The organism is Microbacterium sp. NPDC055521, assembly GCF_053619695.1.
This window is the reverse complement of the sequence record NZ_JBSHJX010000011.1, coordinates 17206-40663: the sequence shown is the minus strand read 5'-3', so window position 1 is coordinate 40663 and position 23458 is coordinate 17206. Positions and strand designations below refer to the sequence as shown.

General features: G+C 68.5%; 20 protein-coding genes. 7 read left to right on the top strand and 13 right to left on the bottom strand.

The window, feature by feature from the left end:
• Positions 1-19 precede the first annotated feature (19 nt).
• From ACWGSM_RS11130 to ACWGSM_RS11120, 3 genes are read right to left on the bottom strand one after another with little or no spacing between them, the layout of a single operon-like run.
• Entirely contained in the window at positions 20-1411 is a 1392-nt protein-coding gene (locus ACWGSM_RS11130; protein ID WP_452322983.1) for a threonine/serine ThrE exporter family protein, read from the bottom strand.
• Positions 1412-1453: 42 nt separating this feature from the next.
• Positions 1454-2677, bottom strand: a complete 1224-nt coding sequence (locus ACWGSM_RS11125; protein ID WP_452322982.1) for an ROK family protein — start codon at positions 2675-2677, stop codon at positions 1454-1456.
• Entirely contained in the window at positions 2674-4203 is a 1530-nt protein-coding gene (locus ACWGSM_RS11120; protein ID WP_452322981.1) for an ATP-binding cassette domain-containing protein, read from the bottom strand. The genes ACWGSM_RS11125 and ACWGSM_RS11120 overlap by 4 nt, the downstream gene beginning before the upstream one ends.
• 192 nt (positions 4204-4395) lie before the next feature.
• On the opposite strand from ACWGSM_RS11120, the gene chvE reads away from it, so the two are divergent.
• From chvE to mmsB, 3 genes are all read left to right on the top strand, one after another.
• On the top strand, positions 4396-5550 hold the full coding sequence (gene chvE / locus ACWGSM_RS11115; protein ID WP_452322980.1) for a multiple monosaccharide ABC transporter substrate-binding protein: 1155 nt from the start codon (positions 4396-4398) through the stop codon (positions 5548-5550).
• Between the two features lie 90 nt (positions 5551-5640).
• Positions 5641-7197 carry a multiple monosaccharide ABC transporter ATP-binding protein gene (gene mmsA, locus ACWGSM_RS11110; RefSeq protein WP_452322979.1) on the top strand — a complete coding sequence of 519 codons (1557 nt, stop codon included), beginning with the start codon at positions 5641-5643 and terminating at the stop codon, positions 7195-7197.
• Positions 7194-8417, top strand: a complete 1224-nt coding sequence (gene mmsB / locus ACWGSM_RS11105) for a multiple monosaccharide ABC transporter permease (RefSeq protein ID WP_452322978.1) — start codon at positions 7194-7196, stop codon at positions 8415-8417. The genes mmsA and mmsB overlap by 4 nt, the downstream gene beginning before the upstream one ends.
• An 81-nt stretch (positions 8418-8498) precedes the next feature.
• Here mmsB and ACWGSM_RS11100 read toward each other — a convergent pair whose 3' ends face one another.
• Entirely contained in the window at positions 8499-9425 is a 927-nt protein-coding gene (locus tag ACWGSM_RS11100; RefSeq protein WP_452322977.1) for a 4-(cytidine 5'-diphospho)-2-C-methyl-D-erythritol kinase, read from the bottom strand.
• Between the two features lie 66 nt (positions 9426-9491).
• Complete coding sequence (gene rsmA, locus ACWGSM_RS11095) at positions 9492-10358, bottom strand: 16S rRNA (adenine(1518)-N(6)/adenine(1519)-N(6))-dimethyltransferase RsmA (RefSeq protein ID WP_452322976.1); 867 nt, start codon at positions 10356-10358, stop codon at positions 9492-9494.
• Between the two features lie 44 nt (positions 10359-10402).
• Here rsmA and ACWGSM_RS11090 point away from each other — a divergent pair, with 44 nt between their 5' ends.
• Complete coding sequence (locus ACWGSM_RS11090; RefSeq protein ID WP_452322975.1) at positions 10403-11650, top strand: MFS transporter; 1248 nt, start codon at positions 10403-10405, stop codon at positions 11648-11650.
• 10 nt (positions 11651-11660) lie between these two features.
• Here ACWGSM_RS11090 and ACWGSM_RS11085 read toward each other — a convergent pair whose 3' ends face one another.
• The 4 genes from ACWGSM_RS11085 to rsmI form a co-directional block, all read right to left on the bottom strand.
• Positions 11661-12536 (bottom strand): TatD family hydrolase, encoded by an 876-nt coding sequence (locus ACWGSM_RS11085; RefSeq protein WP_452322974.1) that lies wholly within the window; start codon positions 12534-12536, stop codon positions 11661-11663.
• A 40-nt stretch (positions 12537-12576) separates the two neighbouring features.
• Complete coding sequence (metG, locus tag ACWGSM_RS11080) at positions 12577-14169, bottom strand: methionine--tRNA ligase (RefSeq protein ID WP_452322973.1); 1593 nt, start codon at positions 14167-14169, stop codon at positions 12577-12579.
• Positions 14170-14407: 238 nt separating this feature from the next.
• Positions 14408-14788 (bottom strand): class I SAM-dependent methyltransferase, encoded by a 381-nt coding sequence (locus ACWGSM_RS11075; RefSeq protein ID WP_452322972.1) that lies wholly within the window; start codon positions 14786-14788, stop codon positions 14408-14410.
• 124 nt (positions 14789-14912) lie between these two features.
• Positions 14913-15734: a 16S rRNA (cytidine(1402)-2'-O)-methyltransferase gene (rsmI, locus tag ACWGSM_RS11070; protein ID WP_452322971.1), complete on the bottom strand. Its 822-nt coding sequence runs from the start codon at positions 15732-15734 to the stop codon at positions 14913-14915.
• 59 nt (positions 15735-15793) lie between these two features.
• Here rsmI and ACWGSM_RS11065 point away from each other — a divergent pair, with 59 nt between their 5' ends.
• Positions 15794-17362 (top strand): dolichyl-phosphate-mannose--protein mannosyltransferase, encoded by a 1569-nt coding sequence (locus ACWGSM_RS11065; RefSeq protein ID WP_452322970.1) that lies wholly within the window; start codon positions 15794-15796, stop codon positions 17360-17362.
• A 79-nt stretch (positions 17363-17441) separates the two neighbouring features.
• On the opposite strand, the gene ACWGSM_RS11060 is transcribed toward ACWGSM_RS11065, so the two are convergent.
• Together ACWGSM_RS11060 and ACWGSM_RS11055 are read right to left on the bottom strand one after the other, a co-directional pair.
• Entirely contained in the window at positions 17442-18920 is a 1479-nt protein-coding gene (locus tag ACWGSM_RS11060) for an amidase (protein ID WP_452322969.1), read from the bottom strand.
• A 31-nt stretch (positions 18921-18951) separates the two neighbouring features.
• Positions 18952-19713 (bottom strand): 5-oxoprolinase subunit PxpA, encoded by a 762-nt coding sequence (locus ACWGSM_RS11055; RefSeq protein ID WP_452322968.1) that lies wholly within the window; start codon positions 19711-19713, stop codon positions 18952-18954.
• Between the two features lie 146 nt (positions 19714-19859).
• Here ACWGSM_RS11055 and ACWGSM_RS11050 point away from each other — a divergent pair, with 146 nt between their 5' ends.
• Both ACWGSM_RS11050 and ACWGSM_RS11045 read left to right on the top strand, forming a co-directional pair.
• Positions 19860-20741: a LysR substrate-binding domain-containing protein gene (locus ACWGSM_RS11050; RefSeq protein WP_452322967.1), complete on the top strand. Its 882-nt coding sequence runs from the start codon at positions 19860-19862 to the stop codon at positions 20739-20741.
• Positions 20742-20824: 83 nt separating this feature from the next.
• Positions 20825-21043, top strand: a complete 219-nt coding sequence (locus ACWGSM_RS11045; protein ID WP_452322966.1) for a hypothetical protein — start codon at positions 20825-20827, stop codon at positions 21041-21043.
• Between the two features lie 21 nt (positions 21044-21064).
• Here the strand turns inward: ACWGSM_RS11045 and ACWGSM_RS11040 are convergent, their stop codons facing one another.
• Positions 21065-22000 (bottom strand): DUF808 domain-containing protein, encoded by a 936-nt coding sequence (locus tag ACWGSM_RS11040; RefSeq protein ID WP_452322965.1) that lies wholly within the window; start codon positions 21998-22000, stop codon positions 21065-21067.
• Positions 22001-22045: 45 nt separating this feature from the next.
• A complete protein-coding gene (locus tag ACWGSM_RS11035) occupies positions 22046-23419 on the bottom strand; it encodes an amino acid permease (protein WP_452322964.1) in 1374 nt (457 codons plus the stop codon).
• Positions 23420-23458 lie beyond the last annotated feature (39 nt).

The window sequence follows — 23458 nt, the reverse complement described above, 5'->3', positions numbered from 1 at the left end:
ACGCGACGGCGACCGCGGCTCAGCGGATGCGGCCGCGACGACGCACGACGCTCTGCAGCGTGTCACGCACCGGTGCGCCGAGAACGAGGCCGAGGGATGCGCCGGATGCCAGTGCCAGGCCGACCGCTCCTGCCTGCAGCAGATCGGCGAATCCGACGATGAGCGCGATCGGGTCGTCCTCCGCCTCCACGATCCCCAGCAGGCCGCGGTACACGACTGACCCCGGCACCATCGGGACGATGGCGGCGGTCGTGACGGCGATCGAGGGCACGTGCAGCCGGTGCGCGATGAGCGTGCCGACGAAGCTCGCGACGAGCGCGCCCGCCGCGCTGGCGATGGGCACGCCGAATCCGCCGACCGTACCGGCGCTGAACCCGCCCCATGCGATCGCACCGAGCAGCGCGGAGACGAGGATGGTGCGCGAGGTCGCGCCGTTCCACACGGCGACGGTGACGGCGATCAGCACGACGCCGGCCACCTGCATCGAACCGGGACCGAGGGCCGGCGGTTCGGTCGAGAGCGTGAAGCCGATCCCCAGCCGCTGCGCGAGAGCGACGCCGCCCACGATCCCGACGACGACGCCGAGCGTCAGCAGCGCCAGATCCAGGATGCGTCCGCCCGCCGTGAGCGCAAAGCCGTCGATCGCGTCCTGCGCGGCTCCCACCACCGACATTCCGGCGAGCATGAGCACGATCCCGGCCGCGACGATCACGGCGATGCCGGCCCGGTCGAAAGGCGCGATGCCCTGACTGCGCAGGACGTTCGCGGCGGCGGCGAACGCCGTGACCACGAGCGCGCCTGCGGCCTGCGAGAAGAAGAAGGGCACGTGCATGCGCGCCATCCATCGCTGGGTCAGCGCGGCACCGCACGCGGCGAGGAAGGCGATGAGCGTGGTGATCGCCGAGGCGCCGTAGAGCAGGCAGACGCCGACGGCCAGCAGTGCCTGTGCGAGCACGATCACCGTCGGGCGGTACCGGAAGGGCATGCGTCGGATGGCATGGAAGCGCACCCGCGCCTCCGGCAGCGCGAGCCCTGCCTCGATCGCCACCACGAGAGCCTGCAGCTGCTGCAGCTTGGCGTGGTCCGGCACAGGCGCTCGCACCACGCGGATCGCCGTGAACGGCGGGTCGGACTCGCCGCCCTGGTACGACACGGCGATGGAGTTGAAGGTGATGTCGACGTGCACAGGACGGATGCCGAACGCGGCGGCCACCCGCGTCGCGGAGAGCACCACCTCGTTGGCCGCTGCGCCGACCGCGATGAGCGCTTCCGCGATGCGCATCGCGAGTTCGATGACTCGCCGCGCATACATCTCATCGACCGAGAGGATCGCCTGGGTCTCGGGTCGCGATGCGGCGTCGACGCGGATCGCATCGGCCAGACGCACACGCCAGTTCTTCGGTGCAGCCATCACCCCATCCTCACACGCGGCGAAGCCGACGGAGCTCGAGCATCACAGCTGCGATGCAGCGACGGACGGATCGTTCAGCACCGCCTCGAAGGCCAGCTCAGCGGGCGCGATCTGCATGAGGTGCGATCGCATGCGGGCGCGCTCGAGCCGCACGGTGCGGCCCTCCGACCCCACGGGATGCAGGCGCACCGCTTCGGAGAGCCGCTCGCGGCTGGTGGACAGCAGCACGCCCAAGTAGCCCGAGAGCACGACCATCTCGGGCGCGAACGCGTTGACGAAGTTCGTCAACGCCATCGAGAGCACGTCGACCTGCCTGGCCACCTCGGCGAGCACGACCGGGTCGCGGACGACGCTCAACTCGATGTCGAGCTCGTCTTCGTCCAAGCCCCGGCGACCGAGAAGCGCGAGGACGGTCGCGGGGTTCACCTCCACCTGCAGGCATCCGCGTCGTCCGCAGCTGCACAAGGCGCTGGAGGGGTTGACCACGGTGTGGCCGAACTCGCCCGCGAAGCCCGAGGTGCCCCGCAGCAGCGATCCGTCGATGACGAGACCACCGCCGATGCCGGTCATCGAGCCGCTCAGGTAGAGCACGTTCCGCACACCGCGGGCCACACCGAAGCGCGTTTCGGCCATCGCCCCGACGCTGGCTTCGTTGCCCACTGCAACGGGCATCCGCAGGACGTCACTCAGGCGATGCGCGAGCTGCTCGCGCCGCCAGCTCAGAGACGGCGACAGGAGCACCGTGCCCCGCGAGTCGACCAGCCCGGGCACCGCGATCCCCGCGCCGACGAGTCGGTAGTGGCGATCGATGTCGGCTCGCATCCCGTCGACCAGGGAGGAGACCACGTGCGCGAACCGTCGCGGGCTCGGCGGGGACGCCAGGTCGTGCCGCACCCGTGAGTGCACGGCCGACCCGAGGCCGACCAGCGCCACCGAGACCGCGCGTGGATCGGCGACGATGCTCAGCGCCACGACGTCGTCGTCGGCTGCCACGCCGAGGGAGGGGCGCCCCACGCGTCCGGTGGGCTTGACCGACTGCTCCCGCACCAGGCGGAGGTCCAGCAGCTCCTGCACGAGAGCGGTGACCGTCGAGCGGTTCAGCCCGGTGACGGCGCCGATCTCCGACCGCGACTGAGCACCGGCCGCATGCACGAGCTGCAGGACCGCCGAGAGATTCTGCGCCCGCACGTCCTCGTTCGTCGTGCGGGTGACCGCAACGGGCGGAGGCGATGCTCCGCGGCCGGCCGTGAAAGGATCGGCGTTCATGCGCGCTCGACCGTCATGTGCGACATGAGCAGCTCCTGAGTGGCATCCGGCCGCGCGATCTCAGCGGTGATCCGCCCGTGCGCGAGGGTGTAGATGCGGTCGGACAGTCCGATCACCTCGGGGAGCTCGGACGAGATGACGATGATCGCCTTGCCCTGTGCCGCCAGCTCGTTGATGAACCCGTAGATCTCGTACTTCGCCCCCACGTCGATCCCGCGGGTCGGCTCGTCGAGGATGAGGACGTCCGGATTGGTGAAGATCCACTTCGACAGGACGATCTTCTGCTGGTTCCCGCCTGACAGCAGCCCCGTCCGGGATGCGACGCTCGGTGTCTTGATGTTGAGCTTGTACCGGTACGCCTCGGCGATCTTGTGTTCGCGCACCTCGTCGACGAGCCCGTGGTCGGAGAGGCGCCCCAGCGCTGCCGCTGACACGTTCGACTGCACGCTGGCGAGCAGATTGAGCCCGTCGCGCCGACGGTCTTCGGGCGCGTAGACGATGCCGTTCCGGATCGCCTCGCGCACCGAGCGCAGCTCGATGCGCTCCCCGCGTTTGTATGCCGCGCCGGTTATGACCGAGCCGTACGACCCGCCGAACACGCTCATCGCCAGCTCCGTGCGCCCAGCGCCCATGAGCCCCGCGATGCCGATGATCTCGCCCGAACGCACGGACAGCGTCACGTCGTCGATGACCACACGGGTCGGGTCGGCCGGATGATGAACGGTCCAGTTCTCGAGACGGAAGAGCTCTTCGCCGATGTCGGGCTCGCGCGGAGGGAACAGATCGTCCAGCGGCCGACCCACCATCGCACGGATGACCCGCCGCTCGTCTGTCTCGGGATCGTCCGTGCGCATGGTCTCGATCGTCGCCCCGTCGCGGATCACGGTGATGCGATCGGCGACGCTCAGCACCTCGCGCAGCCGGTGCGAGATGAGCACGCAGGTGATGCCCTGGGTTCGCAGCTGCTTCACGAGCGCCAGCAGCCGGTCGGAATCGTCACGTCCGAGCGCCGCGGTTGGCTCGTCGAGGATGAGCAGGCGCACGTTCTTGGCGAGCGCCTTCGCGATCTCCACGAGCTGCTGCTTGCCGATGCCGAGGTCACCGGTGCGCGCGGTCGGGCTCTCGTCCAGGCCGACGCGTGCCATCACCGCGGCGGCGCGCCGGTTCGCTGTCTCCCGATCGAGCAGCCCGTGGCGGGTGATCTCATTGCCGAGGAAGATGTTCTCGGCGACCGTCAGCTGCGGCACGACAGCCAGCTCCTGGTGCACGATGACGATCCCCTCGGCTTCGCTGTCGGAGAGGGAACGGAAGGCGACCTGGCGGCCGTCGAGCGCGATCGTCCCCTCGAAGCTGCCCTGCGGGTGGACACCGCTGAGGATCTCCATCAGCGTGGACTTGCCGGCGCCGTTCTCGCCGCAGATCGCGTGCACCTCCCCGCCGTGGACGTCGATGGAGACACCGGAGAGCGCGACGACTCCCCGGAACCGCTTCGTCACGTCCGTCATCCGCAGAAGCGGTTCAGCCATCGAGATCACCTCTGCGTTGCTCGGCTTCCGGAATGATATCGAATCGGTTAATTTGTTCGCAGGTACAGCAGATTTATTTGTCCGCAGGCTCGTCAATATGCAATGCTCCCAGAGCGGACGCGCGAAAGCGCCTCCTTGAGTCGACAGTGCAGTCCGCCGCATCAAGCCACCTTTCGAGGAAGAGAGATCGCAATGAGAAACACCGTCCTGCGCACATTCGCGGCCACCGGCGCCTTCGCCCTGGCTCTGGGCCTCGCCGCGTGCTCCAGCAGCAACGAGTCGGGCTCGGGTTCCGGCGGTGATGCCGCCGCAGAGGACATCCTCGTCGGCGTCGCCATGCCGACTGAGACCTCCGAGCGCTGGATCGCTGACGGCGACGCCGTCAAGTCCCAGCTCGAGGAGCTCGGCTACGAGGTCGACCTGCAGTTCGCCAACGACGACATTCCTCGTCAGCAGCAGCAGCTCGACCAGATGATCACCAACGGCGCCGACATCCTCATCGTCGCGTCGATCGACGGCACCGCGCTGGCCACCCAGCTCGACAACGCCGCGAGCAAGGGCATCCCGGTCATCGCCTACGACCGGCTGATCAACGGCACCAAGAACGTCGACTTCTACGTCACGTTCGACAACTACAACGTCGGCGTGCAGCAGGCGCAGAGCCTTCTGCAGGGACTCGGCTACCTCGACGCGGACGGCAAGGAGACCGACCTCGCCGACAAGAAGATCATCGAGGTGTTCGCCGGTTCGCCCGACGACAACAACGCGGGATTCTTCTTCGACGGGGCGATGGACACCCTGAAGCCCTACCTCGAGGACGGTCGCCTGACCATCGGCTCGGGCCAGAAGGACTTCGACACCGTGTCGACGCTGCGCTGGGACCCGGCCGTGGCGCAGAAGCGCATGGAGGACCTGCTGACCAGCACGTATGACGGCGGCTCGAAGCAGCTCGACGGTGTGCTCTCCCCGTACGACGGACTGTCGCGCGGCATCATCACCGCCCTCGAGAACGCGGGCTACGGCTCGACCATCGAGGAAGGCCTGCCGGTCGTCTCCGGTCAGGACGCCGAGATCGCCTCGGTGAAGATGATCGCCGACGGCGTGCAGTACGCCACGATCTTCAAGGACACCCGCAAGCTGGCCTCCCAGGCCGTGACCGCGGCGGAGTCCTTCGCCGATGGCGACAAGCCCGAGGCGAACGACACCGAGACCTACGACAACGGCGAGAAGGTCGTCCCGTCGTTCCTGCTCGAGTCGGACATCGTCGTCACCGACAACATCAAGCCCCTGCTGATCGACTCGGGGTACTGGACCGAGGCCGAGGTCGCAGCCGGCGTCGCCGAGTAACCACTCGCACGAACACCGCGGGATTCGCCGCGCCGCGACAGGCGGCTCGGCGAATCCCGCGGGTCCGCGGTCCCAGAGACAGGAGCATCGATGTCCGACGTCATCCTCCAGATGCGCAACATCACCAAGAACTTCCCCGGCGTCAAGGTTCTCAAGAAGGTGAACCTGAGCGTCGAGCGCGGCCGGATCCACGCCATCTGCGGCGAGAACGGCGCCGGCAAGTCCACCCTCATGAAGGTGCTGTCCGGTGTGTACCCGCACGGCACGTACGAGGGCGACATCATCTTCGACGGCACCACGCAGGAATTCGGAGCCATCAAGGACTCCGAGCGCGCCGGCATCGTCATCATCCACCAGGAGCTGGCCCTCGTGCCCTACCTCTCGGTGGCGGAGAACATCTTCCTCGGCAATGAGATCCTCGGTCGCGGCGGCCTCATCGACTGGCACGAGGTCAATGCCCGAGCCGCTGAGCTGCTGGCCCGAGTAGGGCTGCACGAGAACCCGACGACGATCGTCGGTCAGCTCGGGGTCGGCAAGCAGCAGCTCATCGAGATCGCCAAAGCGCTCACGAAGGACGTCGGCCTGCTCATCCTCGACGAGCCGACCGCCGCGCTGAACGACACCGACTCCGAGCACCTGCTGGGCCTGCTGCGCGACCTGCGCGACCAGGGCATCACCAGCATCATCATCAGCCACAAGCTGGGCGAGATCGTCGACATCGCCGACTCGACGACCATCATCCGCGACGGCGAGACGATCGAGACGATCGACATGCACGGACCGGACGCCACCCAGGACCGCATCATCCGCGGCATGGTCGGGCGGTCGCTCGACAGCCGCTTCCCGGAGCGCACCCCCGACATCCACGAGGAGATCTTCCGCGTCGAGAACTGGTCTGTCATGCATCCGACGCAGGCCGGTCGCGTCATCGTCGACCGTGCATCGCTCTCGGTGCGCGCCGGCGAGATCGTCGGCATAGCCGGGCTGATGGGCGCCGGCCGCACCGAGTTCATGATGAGCGTCTTCGGCCGCAGCTACGGCCGGGACGCCTCGGGCAAGGTGTTCCTCCGCGGCAAGCAGATCTCCACCCGGACCGTGCGGGAGGCGATCGACAACGGACTCGCCTACGTGTCGGAGGACCGCAAGCAGTACGGCCTCAATCTGATCACGGACATCAAGACGAACATCTCATCCTCGGCTCTGGGCAAGCTCGTCACCGGCGGCGTCTTCGTCGACGGCAACGAGGAGATCAAGGTCGCGGAGCAGTACCGTCGCGACCTGAACATCAAGTCGCCGACGGTCGCGCAGATCGTCGGCAATCTGTCCGGCGGGAACCAGCAGAAGGTCGTGCTCGCCAAGTGGCTGTACACCGACCCGGACGTCCTGATCCTCGACGAGCCCACCCGCGGCATCGACGTGGGCGCGAAGTACGAGATCTACGAGATCATCAACGCGCTCGCCGCCGCGGGCAAGGCCGTGATCGTGGTCTCGAGCGAGCTCCCCGAACTGCTCGGGCTCTCAGACCGCGTCTACACCCTCGCCTACGGGCGCATCACCGGTGAGCTCCCCGTCGCCGAGGCGACCCAGGAGAAGCTCATGTCGCTCATGACCATCGAACCGAACTCCACGAAGGAGGCAGCAGCGTGAACAACGTCTTCACCGAGGTGAAGGATCTGCTGACGCAGAATCTGCGCACGTCAGGCATCTACATCGCGTTCATCGCGATCGTCGCGATCTTCACGATCACCACCGGCGGCAAGCTGCTCTCGCCCGAGAACGTGACGAACATCGTCCTGCAGAACGCCCACATCCTGATCATGGCGCTCGGCATGATCCTCGTCATCGTCGGCGGGCACATCGATCTGTCGGTGGGCTCGGTGCTCGCCTTCGCATCAGCGGTCTCGGCCGTGCTCGTGATCAAGAACGGCATGCCCTGGTGGGTCGGCATCATCGCCGCCATCGTCGTCGGCATCCTGGTCGGTGTCTGGCAGGGCTTCTGGGTGGCGTTCGTCGGCATCCCGGCGTTCATCGTCACCCTGGCCGGCATGCTGCTGTTCCGCGGTCTCACCTGGCTGGTGCTGAACAACGTGTCGCTGTCGCCGTTCCCGCAGGACTACCGCAACGTCGCCAGCGGATTCCTCGACAGCCTCTTCGGCTCGATCACCATCGGACAGGGCCAGGGGCTCAAGGCCCTGCCGCAGACCGTCGACATCTTCACGCTGGTCATCGGCCTCATCGCCGTGGTCGGGCTCATCGTCAGCTCCCTGCGCACCCGCCGTGCACGCCAGGGGTACAACCAGCGGGTCGAGTCCGCGTTCCTGTTCATCCTCAAGCTCGTCGTCGTCTCGGCGGTACTGCTCGCCTTCGCGTGGGCACTCGCCTACAACCGCGGATTCCCGATCGTGCTCATCATCGTGGCCGTGCTGATCCTGGTGTATCAGGTCGTCACCAACCGCACGGTGTTCGGTCGTCACGTCTACGCGGTCGGCGGCAACCTCTCGGCCGCTCGCCTGTCGGGTGTGAACGTCAAGAGCGTGAACTTCTGGATCTTCGTGAACATGGGCTTCCTCACCGGCATCGCCGCGGCGGTGTTCTCGTCGCGCTCCAACGGCGCGCAGCCCGGCATGGGGAACATGTTCGAGCTCGACGTGATCGCGGCCTGCTTCATCGGCGGCGCGTCGACCATGGGCGGTGTGGGCCGGGTGGGCGGCGCGCTCGTCGGGGGTCTGGTGATGGCCGTGATGTCCAACGGCATGCAGCTGATGGGTGTGCCGCAGGCGGCTCAGCAGATCGTCAAGGGTCTCGTGCTGCTGCTCGCGGTCGCGTTCGACATCTACAACAAGCGCCGCGCCGGCACGGTCCGCTGACCTGCCGCCGCGCTGGTGGTCGATGACAGCCGTCGCGCATGAGAGAGGGATCCGCCCGACCGGGCGGATCCCTCTCTGCGTTCATCCCACCAGTCGGGCGCCGGGCACCGGCCCGTGCACGTGCAGCGCCCGACGGCCGGAGCTGCGCAGCTGATCCTGCACCGAGCGGGCGTGCTCGGGACTCTCGCACAGCAGCGCGATCGTCGGCCCGGAGCCGGAGACGAGGCCGCCGAGGGCGCCGAAGCGGATGCCGTCGATGAGCGTCGCGCCGAGATCGGGACGGTCGATGACCGCGGCCGCCTCGAGTTCGTTCATCATCGCCGCGGCCAGGTCGTGAGCATCCCCTGCGCGCAGTGCGTGCAACACGGGAAACGGCACGTCGAGCGACATCGGCGGCTCATCGGCCACGGCCCCCTCCTGGGCGCGCAGCAGGTCGAGCCGACCGTACACCTCCGGGGTCGACAGGCCCTGCGCGCTCAGCACGAGCACCCAGTCGAAGCGTCCGCGGGCGAGCGCGGGGGTCAGCTCATCGCCACGCCCCGCGCCGACGGCCGTGCCCCCGTGCAGCGCGAACGGCACGTCGGCGCCGAGACGCGCCGCCAGGTCGTGCAGCCGGTGCGCGCCCAGCTCGGTGCCCCACAGCACGTCGCACGCGACGAGCGCGGCGGCCGCGTCCGCAGAGCCGCCACCCATCCCGCCGGCCACGGGAACGCCCTTGCGGATGCGCAGGTGCACCCCGGCATCCACTCCGGCCGTCTGCGCGAGAAGCTTGGCGGCCCGCATCGCCAGATTGCGGTCGTCGAGGGGCACGCCTGAGACGTCGACCTCCCCCTCCACCTCCAGGCTGAACCCGTCGGAGAAGGACGCGTAGACGTCCTCGTACAGTGACACTGCCTGGAAGACGGTGGCCAGGGAGTGGTAGCCGTCGTCGTGGCGCGGACCGACACCCAGATAGACGTTGATCTTGCCGGGAGCCCTGACGTGCACGGCATCCGGTCTGGGCGCCATCACAGCTCCGACGACGCGGACCACGGCCGGTGGATCTCGGGGGTGAAGCGCTTCTCGGTCACGGTGTCAGGCTATCGGCACCGGTGTCGCTTCGGGCTGCACCAGCGCGATGCGGTGGTAGTCGTCGACGGTGAGGTCTTCGCCGCGTGCGGTGGGCGCGACCCCGGCCGCTTCCAGGACGGCGGATGCCGCGGCCGAGCCGCCATAGAGCCCCGACAGGGCCTGACGCAGCATCTTCCGGCGCTGGTTGAAGGCGGCGTCGACGATCTGGAAGGTGCGCCGACGCTCGTCGTCCGCACCGCGCGGGGTCTCGTCCCGCTCGAAGCCGACGAGCAGGCTGTCGACGTTCGGCACCGGCCAGAACACCTGCCGCGACACGGTGCCGCACAGCCGCCACGGGCCGTACCAGGCGGCCTTCACGCTCGGCGCGCCGTAGATCTTCGACCCCGGCTTCGCGGCCAGACGCTCGGCGACCTCCGCCTGCACCATCACGACACCGCGCTCGAGGTACGCGAACGTCTCGAGGAAGTGCAGCAGCACCGGCACCGAGACGTTGTACGGCAGGTTGGCGACGAGCACGGTGGGCTCGCCGGGCAGCTCGGTGACGCGCATGGCATCGGCATCCAGCACCGTCAGCGCGCCGTCGGCCACGCCGCGCTCGCGCGCGGTCTGCGGCAGCCGCTCGGCGAGGCGGTGGTCGATCTCGACCGCGGTGACCGCGGCGCCCGCCTCGAGGATCGCGAGGGTCAGCGATCCCAGCCCCGGCCCGATCTCGACGACCCGCTCCCCCGGCTGCACGCCCGCCGCGTGCACGATCTTGCGGACGGTGTTGGCGTCGACGACGAAGTTCTGCCCGAGCCTCTTCGTGGGGGTGACGTCGAGCTCGGCGGCAAGGCGGCGGATCTCGGTGGCGCCGAGCAGGGAGACGGTCATGGATCCATTCTCGCGCATCCGGCCCGACGTCTAAGATCAAGCGGGTGACCGCACTCGGAGAGCTGATCGCCCCGCGCAGGCTCGGCCGCGACTTCCGGTGGCTTATGTCGGCGGCGTGGACGAGCAACATCGGCGACGGCATCGCCCTCGCCGCCTCTCCGCTGCTGATCGCCTCGATGACCTCATCACCCCTGCTCGTCGCCTCGGGTGCCATGCTGCAGTTCCTGCCGTGGCTGCTGTTCGGGTTGCACGCGGGAGCGATCGCGGACCGCGTCGAGCGGCGGATGCTCGTGATGCTCGCGCACGGCATCCGGGCGGTCATCGTCGCCGCTCTTGTGGTGCTGCTCGTGACCGGCACCGCGAACATCGCGATCGTGCTGGTCGTGTCGTTCCTGTACGGCACCGCCGAGGTGTTCGCCGACACGAGCACGAGCACCCTGCTGCCGATGATGGTCGAGCCCGCCGACCTCGGCGTCGGCAACGCGCGACTGCAGGCCGGCTTCCTCGTCGCGAACCAGCTCGCCGGCCCGCCGCTGGGCGCGTTCCTGTTCGCTGTCGGGTCGTTCTGGCCGTTCCTCGCCCAGGTGCTCGCCGTCACTCTCGGGCTGATCCTCGTGTCGCGGATCGCCCGCCAGCCCGTGCCGTCGCGTGCGGAACCCACGAGGGTGCGCCACGACATCGGTCAGGGGCTGCGCTGGGCGTGGCGCAACAAGCCGGTGCGCACGCTGATCGTGATCATCCTCGCGTTCAACGTCACCTGGGCTGCACCCTGGGGCATCCTCGTGCTGTACGCGACCGAGCACCTCGGGATGGGCCCGGTCGGCTTCGGCGCGCTGACCACGGCGTCGGCCGTCGGCGGCCTGCTGGGCACGCTGAGCTTCGGATGGCTCGAGCGGCATGTGTCGTTCGCCACGATCATGAAGGTGTGCCTGACGCTCGAGGTGGTCATGCACCTCTGCTTCGCACTCACGACGAACGGCGTCGTCGCGCTGGTGATCATGTTCGGCTTCGGCGCCTACGCGTTCGTGTGGGGCACGATCTCGACCACCGTGCGCCAGCGTCTCGTGCCGCACGAGCTGCAGGGCAGGGTCGCGTCGGTCAACATGGTGGGCGTCTTCGGCGGCATGGTTCTCGGTCAGGCGCTCGGTGGGCTCATCGCGCAGGCGTGGGGACTGACCGCGCCATGGTGGTTCGCGTTCGCCGGATCCGCGCTGACGCTCGCGCTGATGTGGCGGCAGATCTCGGACATCGCCGCCGCGAAGCCCGCGCTCGATGAGGTGGAGTCGGCGTAGGCCGAAGGGGTCAGGCGAACTCGCCGTACACCGCGAGCGTGTTCGCCGCGATCTGCGCGCACAGCTCGTCGATGTCGACGTCGAGCTCCGCGGCCATGAACCGCACGGTGAGCGGCACGAGATACGGCGCATTGGGCCGTCCGCGCAGCGGCACCGGCGTGAGGAACGGCGCGTCCGTCTCGACGAGGATGCGATCCAACGGCGTGACCGCGAGGGCATCCCTCAGGTTCTGCGCGTTCTTGAACGTGATGTTGCCGGCGAACGAGAGCCAGTACCCGGCATCCGCCGCGATCCGCGCCATCGCGTCGTCACCCGAGAAGCAGTGGAAGACGGTCTTCTCGGGGGCACCGACGCGCGTCAGCGTCTCGAGCACATCGTCGTGCGCATCGCGATCGTGGATCTGCATGGCGATGCCGTGCTTCTTGGCCAGCGCGATGTGCGCCTCGAACGACTCGTGCTGCGCGGGCCGGCCCGCCTCGTCGGTGCGGAAGTAGTCCAAACCGGTCTCGCCGATCGCACGCGTGCGCGGGTGCGCCGCGAGCTCGTCGATCACCGCGATCGCCTCGTCGAGGCGCCCCTCGGCAGCGTAACTCGGCGCGTCGTTCGGGTGGATGGCGACGGCGGCGAGCACGCGATGGTCGGATGCCGCGGCTTCCACCGCCCAGCGCGACGACTCGATGTCACCGGAGGCCTGGACGACACCGGCGATGCCGACCTCGGCGGCCCGGTCGAGCTGCTCCTCCAGGCTCAGCGGCTCGACGCCGTCGGTGATCTCGAGATGCGCATGGTTGTCGTACACCGGCACCGACAGCGGCTCGGGAGCCGCCGGGTACCGGAGGTCTCCGCGCCCCTCGGCGTCGCGCGCCCGGACGTAGGTGTTCGCCATGCGTTTCGCCTCGCTTCGCTCGATCGACGACCGGAGGGCCTCAGGCGGTCTGCTCCACGCGCGGGAACAGCGGCGCGAGCGGCGACACGGTGGTACCGGGCTGCAACGCGCCCCACGCGCCGGTCTCGCGGATCGGCTGTGCGGTGAGCGCGCCGAGCGAGCCCTCGACGCCAAGCGAGTCCCACAGCTTGGCGGTCGACTGCGGCATCACCGGCGACAGCAGCACGGCGAGCGCGCGCAGGCCCTCCGCGCAGGTGTACAGCACGGCGGCGAGGCGTTCGCGCTGTGCGTCGTCGCCGGCGTCGGCCTGCTTGGCCAGAGCCCACGGCTCGTTCTCGGTGATGTAGAGGTTCAGGTCGTCGACGATCGTCCAGATCGCGTCGATCGCCTCGTCGATGCGGAAGTGCTCGATGGCCGCGTCGGCGGCGGCCGCGGCATCCGCCACCTTCTTCTGCACCACCCGGTCGCGCTCGGTGTACTCGGCGGGCGCCGGCACGACGCCGTCGAAGTACTTCTGGATCATCGCGACCGTGCGCGACGCCAGGTTGCCGAAGCCGTTGGCGAGCTCGGCCTGGTAGCGGGCCGACAGGTCCTCCCACGAGAAGGAGCCGTCCTGGCCGAACGCGATCGCCGAGAGGAAGTAGTACCGGTACGCGTCCGAGCCGAACACGTCAGTGATCTCGGTCGGCGCGATGCCGGTGAGCTTCGACTTCGACATCTTCTCGCCGCCGACCAGCAGCCAGCCGTGCGCGAAGACGCCCTTGGGCACGTCGAGGCCGGCCGCCATCAGCAGCGCCGGCCAGATCACGGCGTGGAAGCGCAGGATGTCCTTGCCGACCACGTGGTACCCCGGCCAGCGGCGGTCGAAGGTCGCGTCGTCCTCACCGTAGCCGACCGCGGTGACATAGTTCAGCAGCGCGTCGACCCACACGTAGATGACGTGCGACTCGTCCCACGGCAGCGGGATGCCCCAGTCGAACGTCGAACGCGAGATCGACAGGTCCTTCAGGCCCTGGCTGACGAACGATATGACCTCGTTGCGTGCCGAGTCGGGGCGCACGAAGTCGGGCTCGGTCTTGTACAGCTCGAGCAGGCGGTCCTGGAACTCGCTGAGCTTGAAGAAGTAGTTCTTCTCCTGCAGCAGCTCGAGCGGCTTCGAGTGGATCGCACACACCTTCAGCCCCTCGAAGGGGCCGGCGCCGTCGACGATCTCGGACTCGGGTTTGAACTCCTCACAGCCCACGCAGTACAGCGCCTCGTACTCGCCGGCGTAGATGTAGCCCGCGTCGTACAGTTTCTGGAAGAACACCTGCACGTTCTTCTCGTGCCGCTGCTGCGTGGTGCGGATGAAGTCGTCGTTCGCGACGTCGAGGGTCTCCAGCAGCGGGAACCAGCTCTCGCCGACCAGCTTGTCGACCCACTCCTGCGGAGTGACGTTGTTCGCCGCCGCTGCGCGCAGCATCTTCTGACCGTGCTCGTCGGTGCCCGTCAGCATCCAGGTGTCGTCACCCGCCTGGCGGTGCCAGCGCGACAGCGTGTCGACGGCCACCGTCGTGTACCCGTGACCGATGTGCGGCACATCGGAAGGGTAGTAGATGGGCGTGGTGATGTAGAAGGACTCGCCTGCGGGCATGGGATCGATTCTAGGCGGGAACTGTGCAGCGTTCTGATTCGTGACCTGGTTCTCGTTCTTGTGCTGGGCGGCGGGCGGGAGGACGTTCCCTTCGCTCGCAGAACGGGTGCCCCTCCCGCTTCGCGGGTCCCTCCCCGATGCTCACTCCGGGAACGTCCTCCCGCCCACTCAGGTGAAACGCGATGTCAGCGGTGATGTCCTCGGCGGTGGGGTCGTGTACGGGACCTGCGGGCTGGTCTCAGACGCGGACGGCGGTGAGCGAGGCGTGTGGACGCGAGCTGACCTCGCCGGGGGTGCGCTGGATGCCGCCGAGCGAGGCGTCCGGCAGCGGAAGTGCAGCGAACGAGCCCTGCCTGAACTCGAGGCGCGGATGCGCGCGGCAGGCGTGCGCGATGAATTGCTCGGAGCGGTCGATGCCGAGCACGTCGCGATCGCCATCATGCAGAAAGCGCGTCCACGGGCCCGGCCCGCATCCGGCATCCAGCAGCAGCCCCGGCGTCTCGTCGCGCCACGTGGCGATGTGCGCCCGGTCTCGGGCATCCGTCTGCGCGATGTCGCCGATCAGCGCGACGTATTCCGCCGCCCGCGCGTCATATGCCGCACCGATCGCCTCGGTCATGCGACCGCCCTCCGTCGAGAGCACGGGACGTCGGGGGACGGACGGGTCGTTCGCGTGAACGAGCCGTTCACTCGCCGAGATGCCGTGCTCTCGACGAGGGGCAGCACCGAGAGGGCGGCGGGCATCAGGCCCGCTTCGCGGCGAGCGCGGCCTGGTACAGGTCGCGGGAGGTGAGACCGGTCGCCGCGGCGACCTCGGCGCAGGCGTCTTTCAGGCGAGTGCCGGATGCCACGAGCGCCTGCACCTGTGCGAGCGCGTCGTCAGCGGAGACGGAGACCGCGGCTGCTCCTTCGACGACCACGACGATCTCGCCCTTCACACCCTGCTCGGCCCATGCAGTGAGGTCTGCGGCGGTGCCGCGGCGCACCTCCTCGTAGAGCTTGGTGAGCTCGCGGCACACCGCGATCCGCCGCTCGGCGCCGAAGGCCGCACCCATGTCGGCGAGCGACGACGCGAGCCGGGACGGCGACTCGAAGAACACCATCGTCCGCGGCTCAGCGGCAAGCCCCGTCAGCGCCGAACGCCGCTCCCCCGGCTTGCGCGGCAGGAAGCCCTCGAAGGTGAACCGGTCGGTGGGCAGGCCCGAGATCGCGAGAGCCATGAGCACGGCGCTCGGACCGGGGATGGCCGTGACGGTCACGCCGCGGTCGACGGCGGCGGCGACCAGACCGTAGCCGGGGTCGCTCACGGCGGGCATGCCGGCGTCGCTGACGACCACGATGTCGTGCTGTTCGGCCAGCTCGGCGAGCTCGGCCGCCTTGTGCTTCTCGTTGTGGTCGTGCAGAGCGATCAGACGCGGACGGTTCTCGATCTTCAGCGCCTGCAGCAGCCGCTGGGTGGTGCGGGTGTCTTCGGCGGCGACGATCTCGGCGTTCTCGAGCACCTCGATCAGGCGGCGCGATGCGTCACCGAGATTGCCGATCGGAGTCGCGGCGAGGATGATCACCCGTCCAGCTTAGGCGGGCGGCGTCAGCCGTTCCGATGCCGATTGCCTAGGCTGAGCAGGTGACCCTGCCCGCGCCCCCGACGCCGCGTTCCGCGACGCGATGGGAGCGATTCGCTGCGTGGGCACTCGCAGATCCCACGCGCGCGCGAGCGCTGGGCTGGCTCGCTCCGCTCGTCGTCATGCTGCTCGCCGCTGCGCTCAGGCTGATCAACCTCGGGCATCCCCACGAGATCATGTTCGACGAGACGTACTACGTCAAGGACGCCTGGTCGCTGTGGAACCTCGGCTACGAGGCCACGTGGGGCGACGGCGCGGATGAGCAGCTGGCGCGCGGCGATGACTCGGCGATGCAGACGACGGGGTCGTACGTCGTGCATCCGCCGCTCGGGAAGTGGATCATCGCGCTCGGCATGGCGCTGATGGGGCCGGGCTCCAGCGCGGGCTGGCGGCTGACGACCGCGATCCTCGGGTCTCTGACGGTGCTCGTGCTCTATCTCATCGCGCTGCACCTGACCCGCTCGCGGGTGTTCGCGACGATCGCCGGCGGCCTGCTCGCGGTCGACGGCCTGGGCATCGTGATGAGCCGGATCGCCCTGCTCGACGGCGCCCTCACCTTCTTCATCCTGCTCGGATTCCTGTTCGTGCTGCTCGACCGGGATCGCTCGCTGCCGCTGCTCGACGCCCGGATCGTCGCGGCGCGCCGATCCGCCGGCGACGACGCTCCGGTGCGGCTGGTCGGGCCCGTCCTGTGGTCACGGCCCTGGCTGATCGCCGCCGGGGCGACGCTCGGTGCGGCGTCGGCGGTGAAGTGGTCGGGACTGTACGCCCTGGCCGTCTTCGGCCTGTACACGGTGGTCACCGACGCGCTCGCACGCCGCCGCGCGGGGATCCCGCTGTGGCCGAGCGATGCCGCGCTGCGGCAGGGGCCGGTCTCGTTCGTGCTGATGGTGGGCCCGGCGATGATCGCGTATCTCGTGTCGTGGACGGGCTGGCTGGTCACGTCCGGCGGCTACGACCGCGGGGCGGATGCCAATCCCCTGGTCGCGCTGTGGAAGTACCACGAATCGATGTACGGGTTCCACATCGGGCTGTCCAGCCCGCACGCCTACGCGAGTCCCGCGTGGCAGTGGCCGCTGCTGCTGCGGCCCACCGCGATCTGGGTGGGCTCGGATCCCACCGACTGCGGCACGGATCACTGCATCGCCGTGATCTCGTCGGTGCCGAATCCGCTGATCTGGTACGGCGGCGTGGCGGCCGCACTGTACCTCCTGTATCGCTTCGTGCGAGGGCTCATCGAGCGCCGGCCGGTCGGCCCGATGCATACGATCGCGCTGGTCGGGCTCCTGGCGACCTACGTGCCGTGGCTTCTCGTGCCGAGCCGCACGATCTTCCAGTTCTACACGATCGTCATGATGCCGGTCCTGGTCCTCGCGCTCACGGTCGCGCTGCGTGAGCTCGCCGGCCGCCGCTCCGCTCCCCTGCACCGGCGGAAGGCCGGTCAGCGCACCGTCGCCGTGTACCTCGTCGCGGTGGTTCTCGTCTCGGCGTTCTTCTACCCGGTATGGACCGGCATGAGCGTGCCCTACCCGTTCTGGCTCAGCCACAACTGGCTCCCGGGCTGGATCTGACCCGAACGCGCCGTCGCCCGGCCGGTGTTCTTCACCGCGCAGGCGACGAAGAACACCGGCGAGGCCGGTGCCCTACTCGTTACAGTTCCGGCGCTCGCCGATGCTGCGACGCGCGCTCGTATCCCGCGGCCCAGCGGAACAGATCCGCCTCACAATGGGGACGACCGACCAGTTCGATGCCGACGGGGACCTCATCCGCAGTGAAGCCCGCAGGAACGGTGACCGAGGGCAGCAGAGCCTGTGAGGCGATGAGGGTGTTGGTGGGGAAGGTCAGCACAGTCCACTCCTGACGCTCATCATTCGACGGAGCGGGGACGCGAGTGGTCGGGTAGGTCAGCGCGTCGAGATCGTGGCGATCCATGACGTTCAGGATGGTGCGGGTGAACTTGTCGCGTGCGACGTACCTTCCCGTGTAGTCGGGGTCGGATTCGGGGTCTTCCGGACCTGCGCTCACGGCCTCCAGCAAATCGAGTTCGGGGTGATACCTGCCGCTCTCCACGATGTCGGCGACACGGAGGTGGCTCAGCGTCGGCCGCTGGGTGAGGTAGAGGTCGATGTCGTGTCGTGAGCACGCGACGTACTGGCTGGTGTCCGCCAGATGCGTGTCGAGGTCGGGGATCTCGACCTCGACGACTTCGGCACCTGCCGCGCGCATGTCCGCTGCGGACTGTCGGCCCAGCGCGTTGACCTCTCGGCATCGTGCGTCGCTGTCGTCGCCGAGCGCGTTGATCACCAGCCCGATTCGCGTGCCGACGATGCTGCGGTCACCGAGCGAGTTCTGGTAGCCGTGAGCAGGTCGAGCCATCGTGGCCGACACCGAGAAGGCATCGCCTTCGTCGTAACCGGCGATGACGTCGAAGACCGCCACGGCGTCTTCCACAGTGCGCGCCAGCGGGCCGACGGTGTCCTGGAACTCGACGAGGAAGCCCGTGCCGGTACGGGGCACCACACCGGGGGTCGAACGAACCCCGACGAGATTGCAGAACGAAGCGGGAAGGCGAACCGATCCGCCGCAGTCCGTGCCCAACGCGACGGTGGCGAGGTTCGCCGCGACGGCCGCGGCAGAGCCCGAGCTCGAGCCACCCGGGTCATGGCTGAGCCGGTGCGGGTTGAGCGTCTCTCCGCTGACCGAGGAGTAGGAGAACCACGAGGACGCGAAATCCGGCAACGTCGTCTTCGCGATGATGACGGCGCCTGCGTCCCTGAGCCGGGTGACGGCGACCGCGTCCTTCTCGGGACGGTGGCCCTCGAGCGCCTCGCTGCCGCAGGTGGTGTCCATGTCGACGGTGTCGATGTTGTCCTTCACCGCGACGACCACGCCGTGCAGGGGCCCGGCCAGGGAGCCCGATTCCGCCAGCTGGCGGTCGAGCTCGTCAGCGCGCGCCAGCGCGCTATCACTGACAGCCACGATCGAGTTGAGTCTCGGACCGGAGCGGTCCACCATCTCGATACGCCGCAGGTACTCCTCCACGACCGCCCGGACGGTGGTTGCTCGCGTCTGGTAGGCGTCGAGAAGCTCTCGGATCGTGATCTCTTCAAGGGATGGGGATTCGGACATCATCGGCCCTTTCATGTTCTCTCGTGTTCGATTAAGCGAAGGTGCGCACATCGACGCCGGCGCGGTCGAGTGCGGCGCGCACGGCAGTGGTCAGCGCGACGGCGCCGGGGGTGTCGCTGTGTATGCAGATCGAGTCGAAGACGATCGGCACGCTGGCGCCGGAAGTGGTCTGTACCGTAGCCTCCGCGCACGCCTGCTCGATCTTTGCGACGACGGCTTCGGGCCGCAGCGATCCGACATCTCTTGTGAAGACGATCTGTCCGTCATCGCCGTAGAGGCGGTCTGCGTACAGCTCGCGGATCACCGGATGCTCATGATCAGACGCGACCCGGTCGAGCACGCTGCCTGCCATGGTCAAGATGGGCAGGTCGGCGTCTGCCTCGTCGAGCCCTTCGACGAGCGCGCGCGCGAACGCCTCGTCGCGAGCCGCGTGCATGTAGAGAGCTCCGTGCAGCTTGATGTGCTGCAGGCGTGCGCCTCGTCGCTCGACCAGAGCGCGAACGGCGCCCAGCTGATAGAGCACGTCGCACACCAGCTCGTCAGCTGAAGCGTCGATGTGGCGACGGCCGAAGCCGACGAGATCTCGAAAACCCGGGTGCACCCCGATTCCCACGTCGTGCTCTTGCGCGAGCAGGGTCACCCGGTCGATCGTGCTCGGGTCACCCGCGTGGAAGCCGGCGGCGAGATTGATCGAGGACACCAGCGGCATGAGACGGGCATCCACGTCGCCCTCGAACGCCCACGCCCCGAACCCCTCACCCATGTCGCTGTTGACATCGACAGTCCGCTTCATGCGCCGCCTCACTCCAGCTGTCCGCGCCACCGGTCGGTGGCGCCTCTCCTGACTCTAAGGAGCGGACGTCTACACGAAAAGAATCGGTATCGAATGCCTCTCCATCGAGATAACCGATACTCTCTCCGCAAGAGGAGAGGACGGCGATGGGTTTCACACTGCGTCAACTTCGGTACTTCGTCGCGGTCGCGGAGGCGGGAGCGGTCAGCGCGGCAGCGCGTGAGCTGTATGTGGCGCAGAGCACGATCACCACTGCTGTGCAGGAGATCGAAAGCCGTCTGGGGCACGCGGTGTTCGCGCGGAGCGTGCGTGGCGTCGAATTGACCGACGCCGGACGCTCTCTGCTTCCCCGCGCACGCCAGATCCTCGAGCTCGTCAGCGAGGCCGAGACCTACATCGAGGGCGATGCCGAGCTGAGCGGCACCGTACGCATCGGTGCCAGCTACACCGTGATGGGCTACTTCCTGCCTCAGCACATCCAGAAGATCACGGCTCGCTTCCCTCGCGTCAACTTCGAGTGGTACGAGCGGGACCGCGCGGCGATCGAAGCGGGGCTGCTCGAGGGCCGTCTGGAACTCGGCCTGATGCTCACGTCCAACCTCCGCAGCGACGACCTCGACGCTGAACCCCTCGCCCGATCGGCGCGGCGCCTCTGGGTCGCTCCGACGCACCCGCTCGCCGACCGCAGTGATCTTCGCCTGTCCGATCTGCGCTCCTACCCGTATGCCCTGCTCACGGTCGACGAAGCCGACCTGACCACCCGGTCGTACTGGCCGGAGCTGGGCCGCGAGGTCTTTCTCGCGACCTCGTCTCTCGAAGCCATCCGCAGCCTGGTGGGCAGCGGGTCCGCGGTCACCATCCTGTCGGACATGGTCTACCGTCCGTGGTCGCTCGAGGGCCATCGGATCAGATCGGTCACGCTGGCCGATCCGCTACCCGACATGCAGGTCGGGATCGCGTGGGCGCGAGCAGAGCCCATGACGGCGCCGATGGCGGCCGTGCGTCAGTACTTCGCAACGGCTGGATGACAGGTCTAGACCGCACGTCACAAGTCGTCTGGCTTCGGGTCGCCAACCCGAGGGCGAGCCCACTTTCCGGCAGACTGATCGGCATGCCTGCACCGCACGGATTCGAGCACGTCGTCCGAGGTGACGAGGTCGTGATCCTGCATCACGGCATCCGGGCGGCGACCCTGCGCGGTGCGAAGGCGCACGACTTCCTCGGCCGGATCGGCACCGAGGATCCGCAGCTGCTGATGGCCCGCCTCACGGGAGACTATCGCCGCGGTAACGAGCGGGCCGCTCGGCGGCATCCTCGCAACGCGGGCTGAGCGCCCGGCGGTCCCGAACGATCAGTCGACGAGCTGCCGTGTCGCGTGCGCGTCAGGGTGACCGCGCCGCGCTTCGTCGAAGGTCGGGCGCGTGCCCAGCATCCGCCCGACGAGCAGAACGACCCCCACGACGACCAGACCGATCAGCATGCCCGCGACGGCCGACATGGCCGTGTTGCCCAGCCAGACGACGAAACCGCCGAACGAGGCGAGCAGCTCGTCGACCCCGTGCAGCAGGTCGGCCGGCGCGTGCAGGCCCACCTCGCCCAGGTTGACGACGACGAGGTGACCGCCCACCCACAGCATCGCCACGGTGCCGACCACGCTGATCGCCCGGAACACGTGCGGCATCGACCGCACGATGCGGGCGCCCGTGTGGCGCACCCTGCGCACCGGGTTCTTCGCCATCTTCAGGCCGACGTCGTCGAGCTTGACCAGCAGCCCCACCGCGCCGTACACCAGAGCGGTCATGGCGAGCGCGATGACCGCGAGCACGCCCAGCGTCTGCCAGGTGCCGAGGTTCGGGTCCAGACTCGCCAGCGAGATGAGCATGATCTCGGTCGACAGGATCAGGTCGGTGCGGATCGCGCCCCACACCAGCCGCTTCTCGTCGCGTGTGCCCTCATCGTCGTGGCCGTGGCCGAAGCCGAACCACTCGAGCACCTTCTCGGCACCCTCGAAGCACAGATAGGTGCCGCCGATCACCAGCAGGTACGGCAGCACCCAGGGGGCGAACGCGGTCAGCACCATCGCGATGGGGATGATGATGAGGAACTTGTTGGCGATCGAGCCGAGCGCGATCTTGCCGACCACCGGAAGCTCGCGCGCGGGCGTGAGTCCCTGCACGTACTGCGGGGTGACCGCGGCGTCGTCGATCACGACTCCCGCCGCCTTCGCGGATGCCTTCATCGCGGCACTCAGGATGTCGTCGACGACCGCCAGCAGACCAACCGACATGGGCGTCCTCCCTCGCGCGCGGGGTGCGCGCTCCGGCCTGCAAGACTACTGTGCTCGCCTACCGCGTGTCAGGCGGGCGAGGCCGAGCAATGCCGCCGTGAGCGCCAGCGTCAGCAGCAGCTGGGTGCGCGCCGTCGGATCGATCATCGCCAGGGCGATGATCACCGCGAGCAGCGCGAGGGCCACCCACGACAGCCAGGGGAATCCCCACATGCGCATCGGCAGCTCTTCGCCGTCGCGGTCGGCGCGTCTGCGCAGGATGATCTGCGAGATCACCGTCGCCGTCCAGATCACGAGCACGGTCGAGCCCACGATGTTCAGCAGCAGGCCGAGCACCGTCTCGGGGAACGCCCAATTGAGCACGACCGTCACGAATCCGAACGCGACCGACGCGAGCACCGCGGCGTAGGGCACCCCCCGGTCGCTGGTTCGGGTGACCGCGAGGGGGGCGAGCCCGCGCTCGCCGAGCGAGTACGCCATGCGGGATGCGCCGTAGATGTTGGCGTTCATCGCCGACAGCAGCGCCATCACGACGATGAGCGACATGACCAGATCGAGACCGGGCACGCGCAGCGTCGCGAGCACGGCCGAGAACGGGCCGTCGAGCACCTCCGGCGAGTTCCACGGCAGCACGGCGACGATCACGAAGATCGAGCCGAGGTAGAACACGAGGATGCGCACCATGACCTCGCGCACGATGCGCGCGATGTTGCGGGCCGGGTCGTCCGACTCGGCGGCGGCGATCGCGACGACCTCGGTGCCTCCGAACGCGAACACGACGATCAGCAGGGCGGCGGCGATGCCGGAGATGCCGTACGGCGCGAACCCGTCGTGCGCGACGAGGTTGCCGATGCCGCTCGCCGGCACCCCGGGGATGAATCCGAGGATCGCGCAGGTGCCGACCACGAGGAACGCGATGATGGCGAACACCTTGATCGCGGCGAACCAGAACTCGAAGCGTCCGTAGTTGCGCACGCCGAAGAGGTTCACGGCGGTCAGCGCGGCCACGAAGATCAGCACCCACAGCCAGGCCGGGATGCCGGGCACCCACCCCTCGATGATCCCGGCGGCGCCGGTGGCCTCGGCGGCGATCACCACGACGAGCTGGATCCAGTAGAGCCAGCCGACGGCGCTTCCCGCGCTGCGGCCCATCGCACGCTGCGCGAACGAGCTGAACGCGCCGGAGCTGGGGCGAGCGGCGACCATCTCGGCGAGCATCGCCATGACGAGGATGACGACCGTGCCGGCGATGAGGTACGACACCAGCACAGCGGGGCCGGCGATGCCGATCGCCTGCCCCGATCCGACGAACAGACCCGCCCCGATCGCGCCGCCGAGTCCCATCATCGAGATCTGCCGACGGGTCAGCCCGTGATGCAGACCCTTCGTGGTCGTCGTCGTCAGCGGCACCTCGGTCATCGTGAGACCTCCTCGTCCGGGCCAGGTCGAGCCCGTGCC

Coding starts and splice junctions, on each gene's coding strand:
- ACWGSM_RS11130 (WP_452322983.1), bottom strand. CDS start 1,411: ATGGCTGCACCGAAGAACTGGCGTGTGCGTCTGGCCGATGCGATCCGC.
- ACWGSM_RS11125 (WP_452322982.1), bottom strand. CDS start 2,677: ATGAACGCCGATCCTTTCACGGCCGGCCGCGGAGCATCGCCTCCGCCC.
- ACWGSM_RS11120 (WP_452322981.1), bottom strand. CDS start 4,203: ATGGCTGAACCGCTTCTGCGGATGACGGACGTGACGAAGCGGTTCCGG.
- chvE (WP_452322980.1), top strand. CDS start 4,396: ATGAGAAACACCGTCCTGCGCACATTCGCGGCCACCGGCGCCTTCGCC.
- mmsA (WP_452322979.1), top strand. CDS start 5,641: ATGTCCGACGTCATCCTCCAGATGCGCAACATCACCAAGAACTTCCCC.
- ACWGSM_RS11100 (WP_452322977.1), bottom strand. CDS start 9,425: ATGGCGCCCAGACCGGATGCCGTGCACGTCAGGGCTCCCGGCAAGATC.
- rsmA (WP_452322976.1), bottom strand. CDS start 10,358: ATGACCGTCTCCCTGCTCGGCGCCACCGAGATCCGCCGCCTTGCCGCC.
- ACWGSM_RS11085 (WP_452322974.1), bottom strand. CDS start 12,536: ATGGCGAACACCTACGTCCGGGCGCGCGACGCCGAGGGGCGCGGAGAC.
- metG (WP_452322973.1), bottom strand. CDS start 14,169: ATGCCCGCAGGCGAGTCCTTCTACATCACCACGCCCATCTACTACCCT.
- ACWGSM_RS11075 (WP_452322972.1), bottom strand. CDS start 14,788: ATGACCGAGGCGATCGGTGCGGCATATGACGCGCGGGCGGCGGAATAC.
- ACWGSM_RS11060 (WP_452322969.1), bottom strand. CDS start 18,920: ATGTCCGAATCCCCATCCCTTGAAGAGATCACGATCCGAGAGCTTCTC.
- ACWGSM_RS11055 (WP_452322968.1), bottom strand. CDS start 19,713: ATGAAGCGGACTGTCGATGTCAACAGCGACATGGGTGAGGGGTTCGGG.
- ACWGSM_RS11050 (WP_452322967.1), top strand. CDS start 19,860: ATGGGTTTCACACTGCGTCAACTTCGGTACTTCGTCGCGGTCGCGGAG.
- ACWGSM_RS11045 (WP_452322966.1), top strand. CDS start 20,825: ATGCCTGCACCGCACGGATTCGAGCACGTCGTCCGAGGTGACGAGGTC.
- ACWGSM_RS11040 (WP_452322965.1), bottom strand. CDS start 22,000: ATGTCGGTTGGTCTGCTGGCGGTCGTCGACGACATCCTGAGTGCCGCG.
- ACWGSM_RS11035 (WP_452322964.1), bottom strand. CDS start 23,419: ATGACCGAGGTGCCGCTGACGACGACGACCACGAAGGGTCTGCATCAC.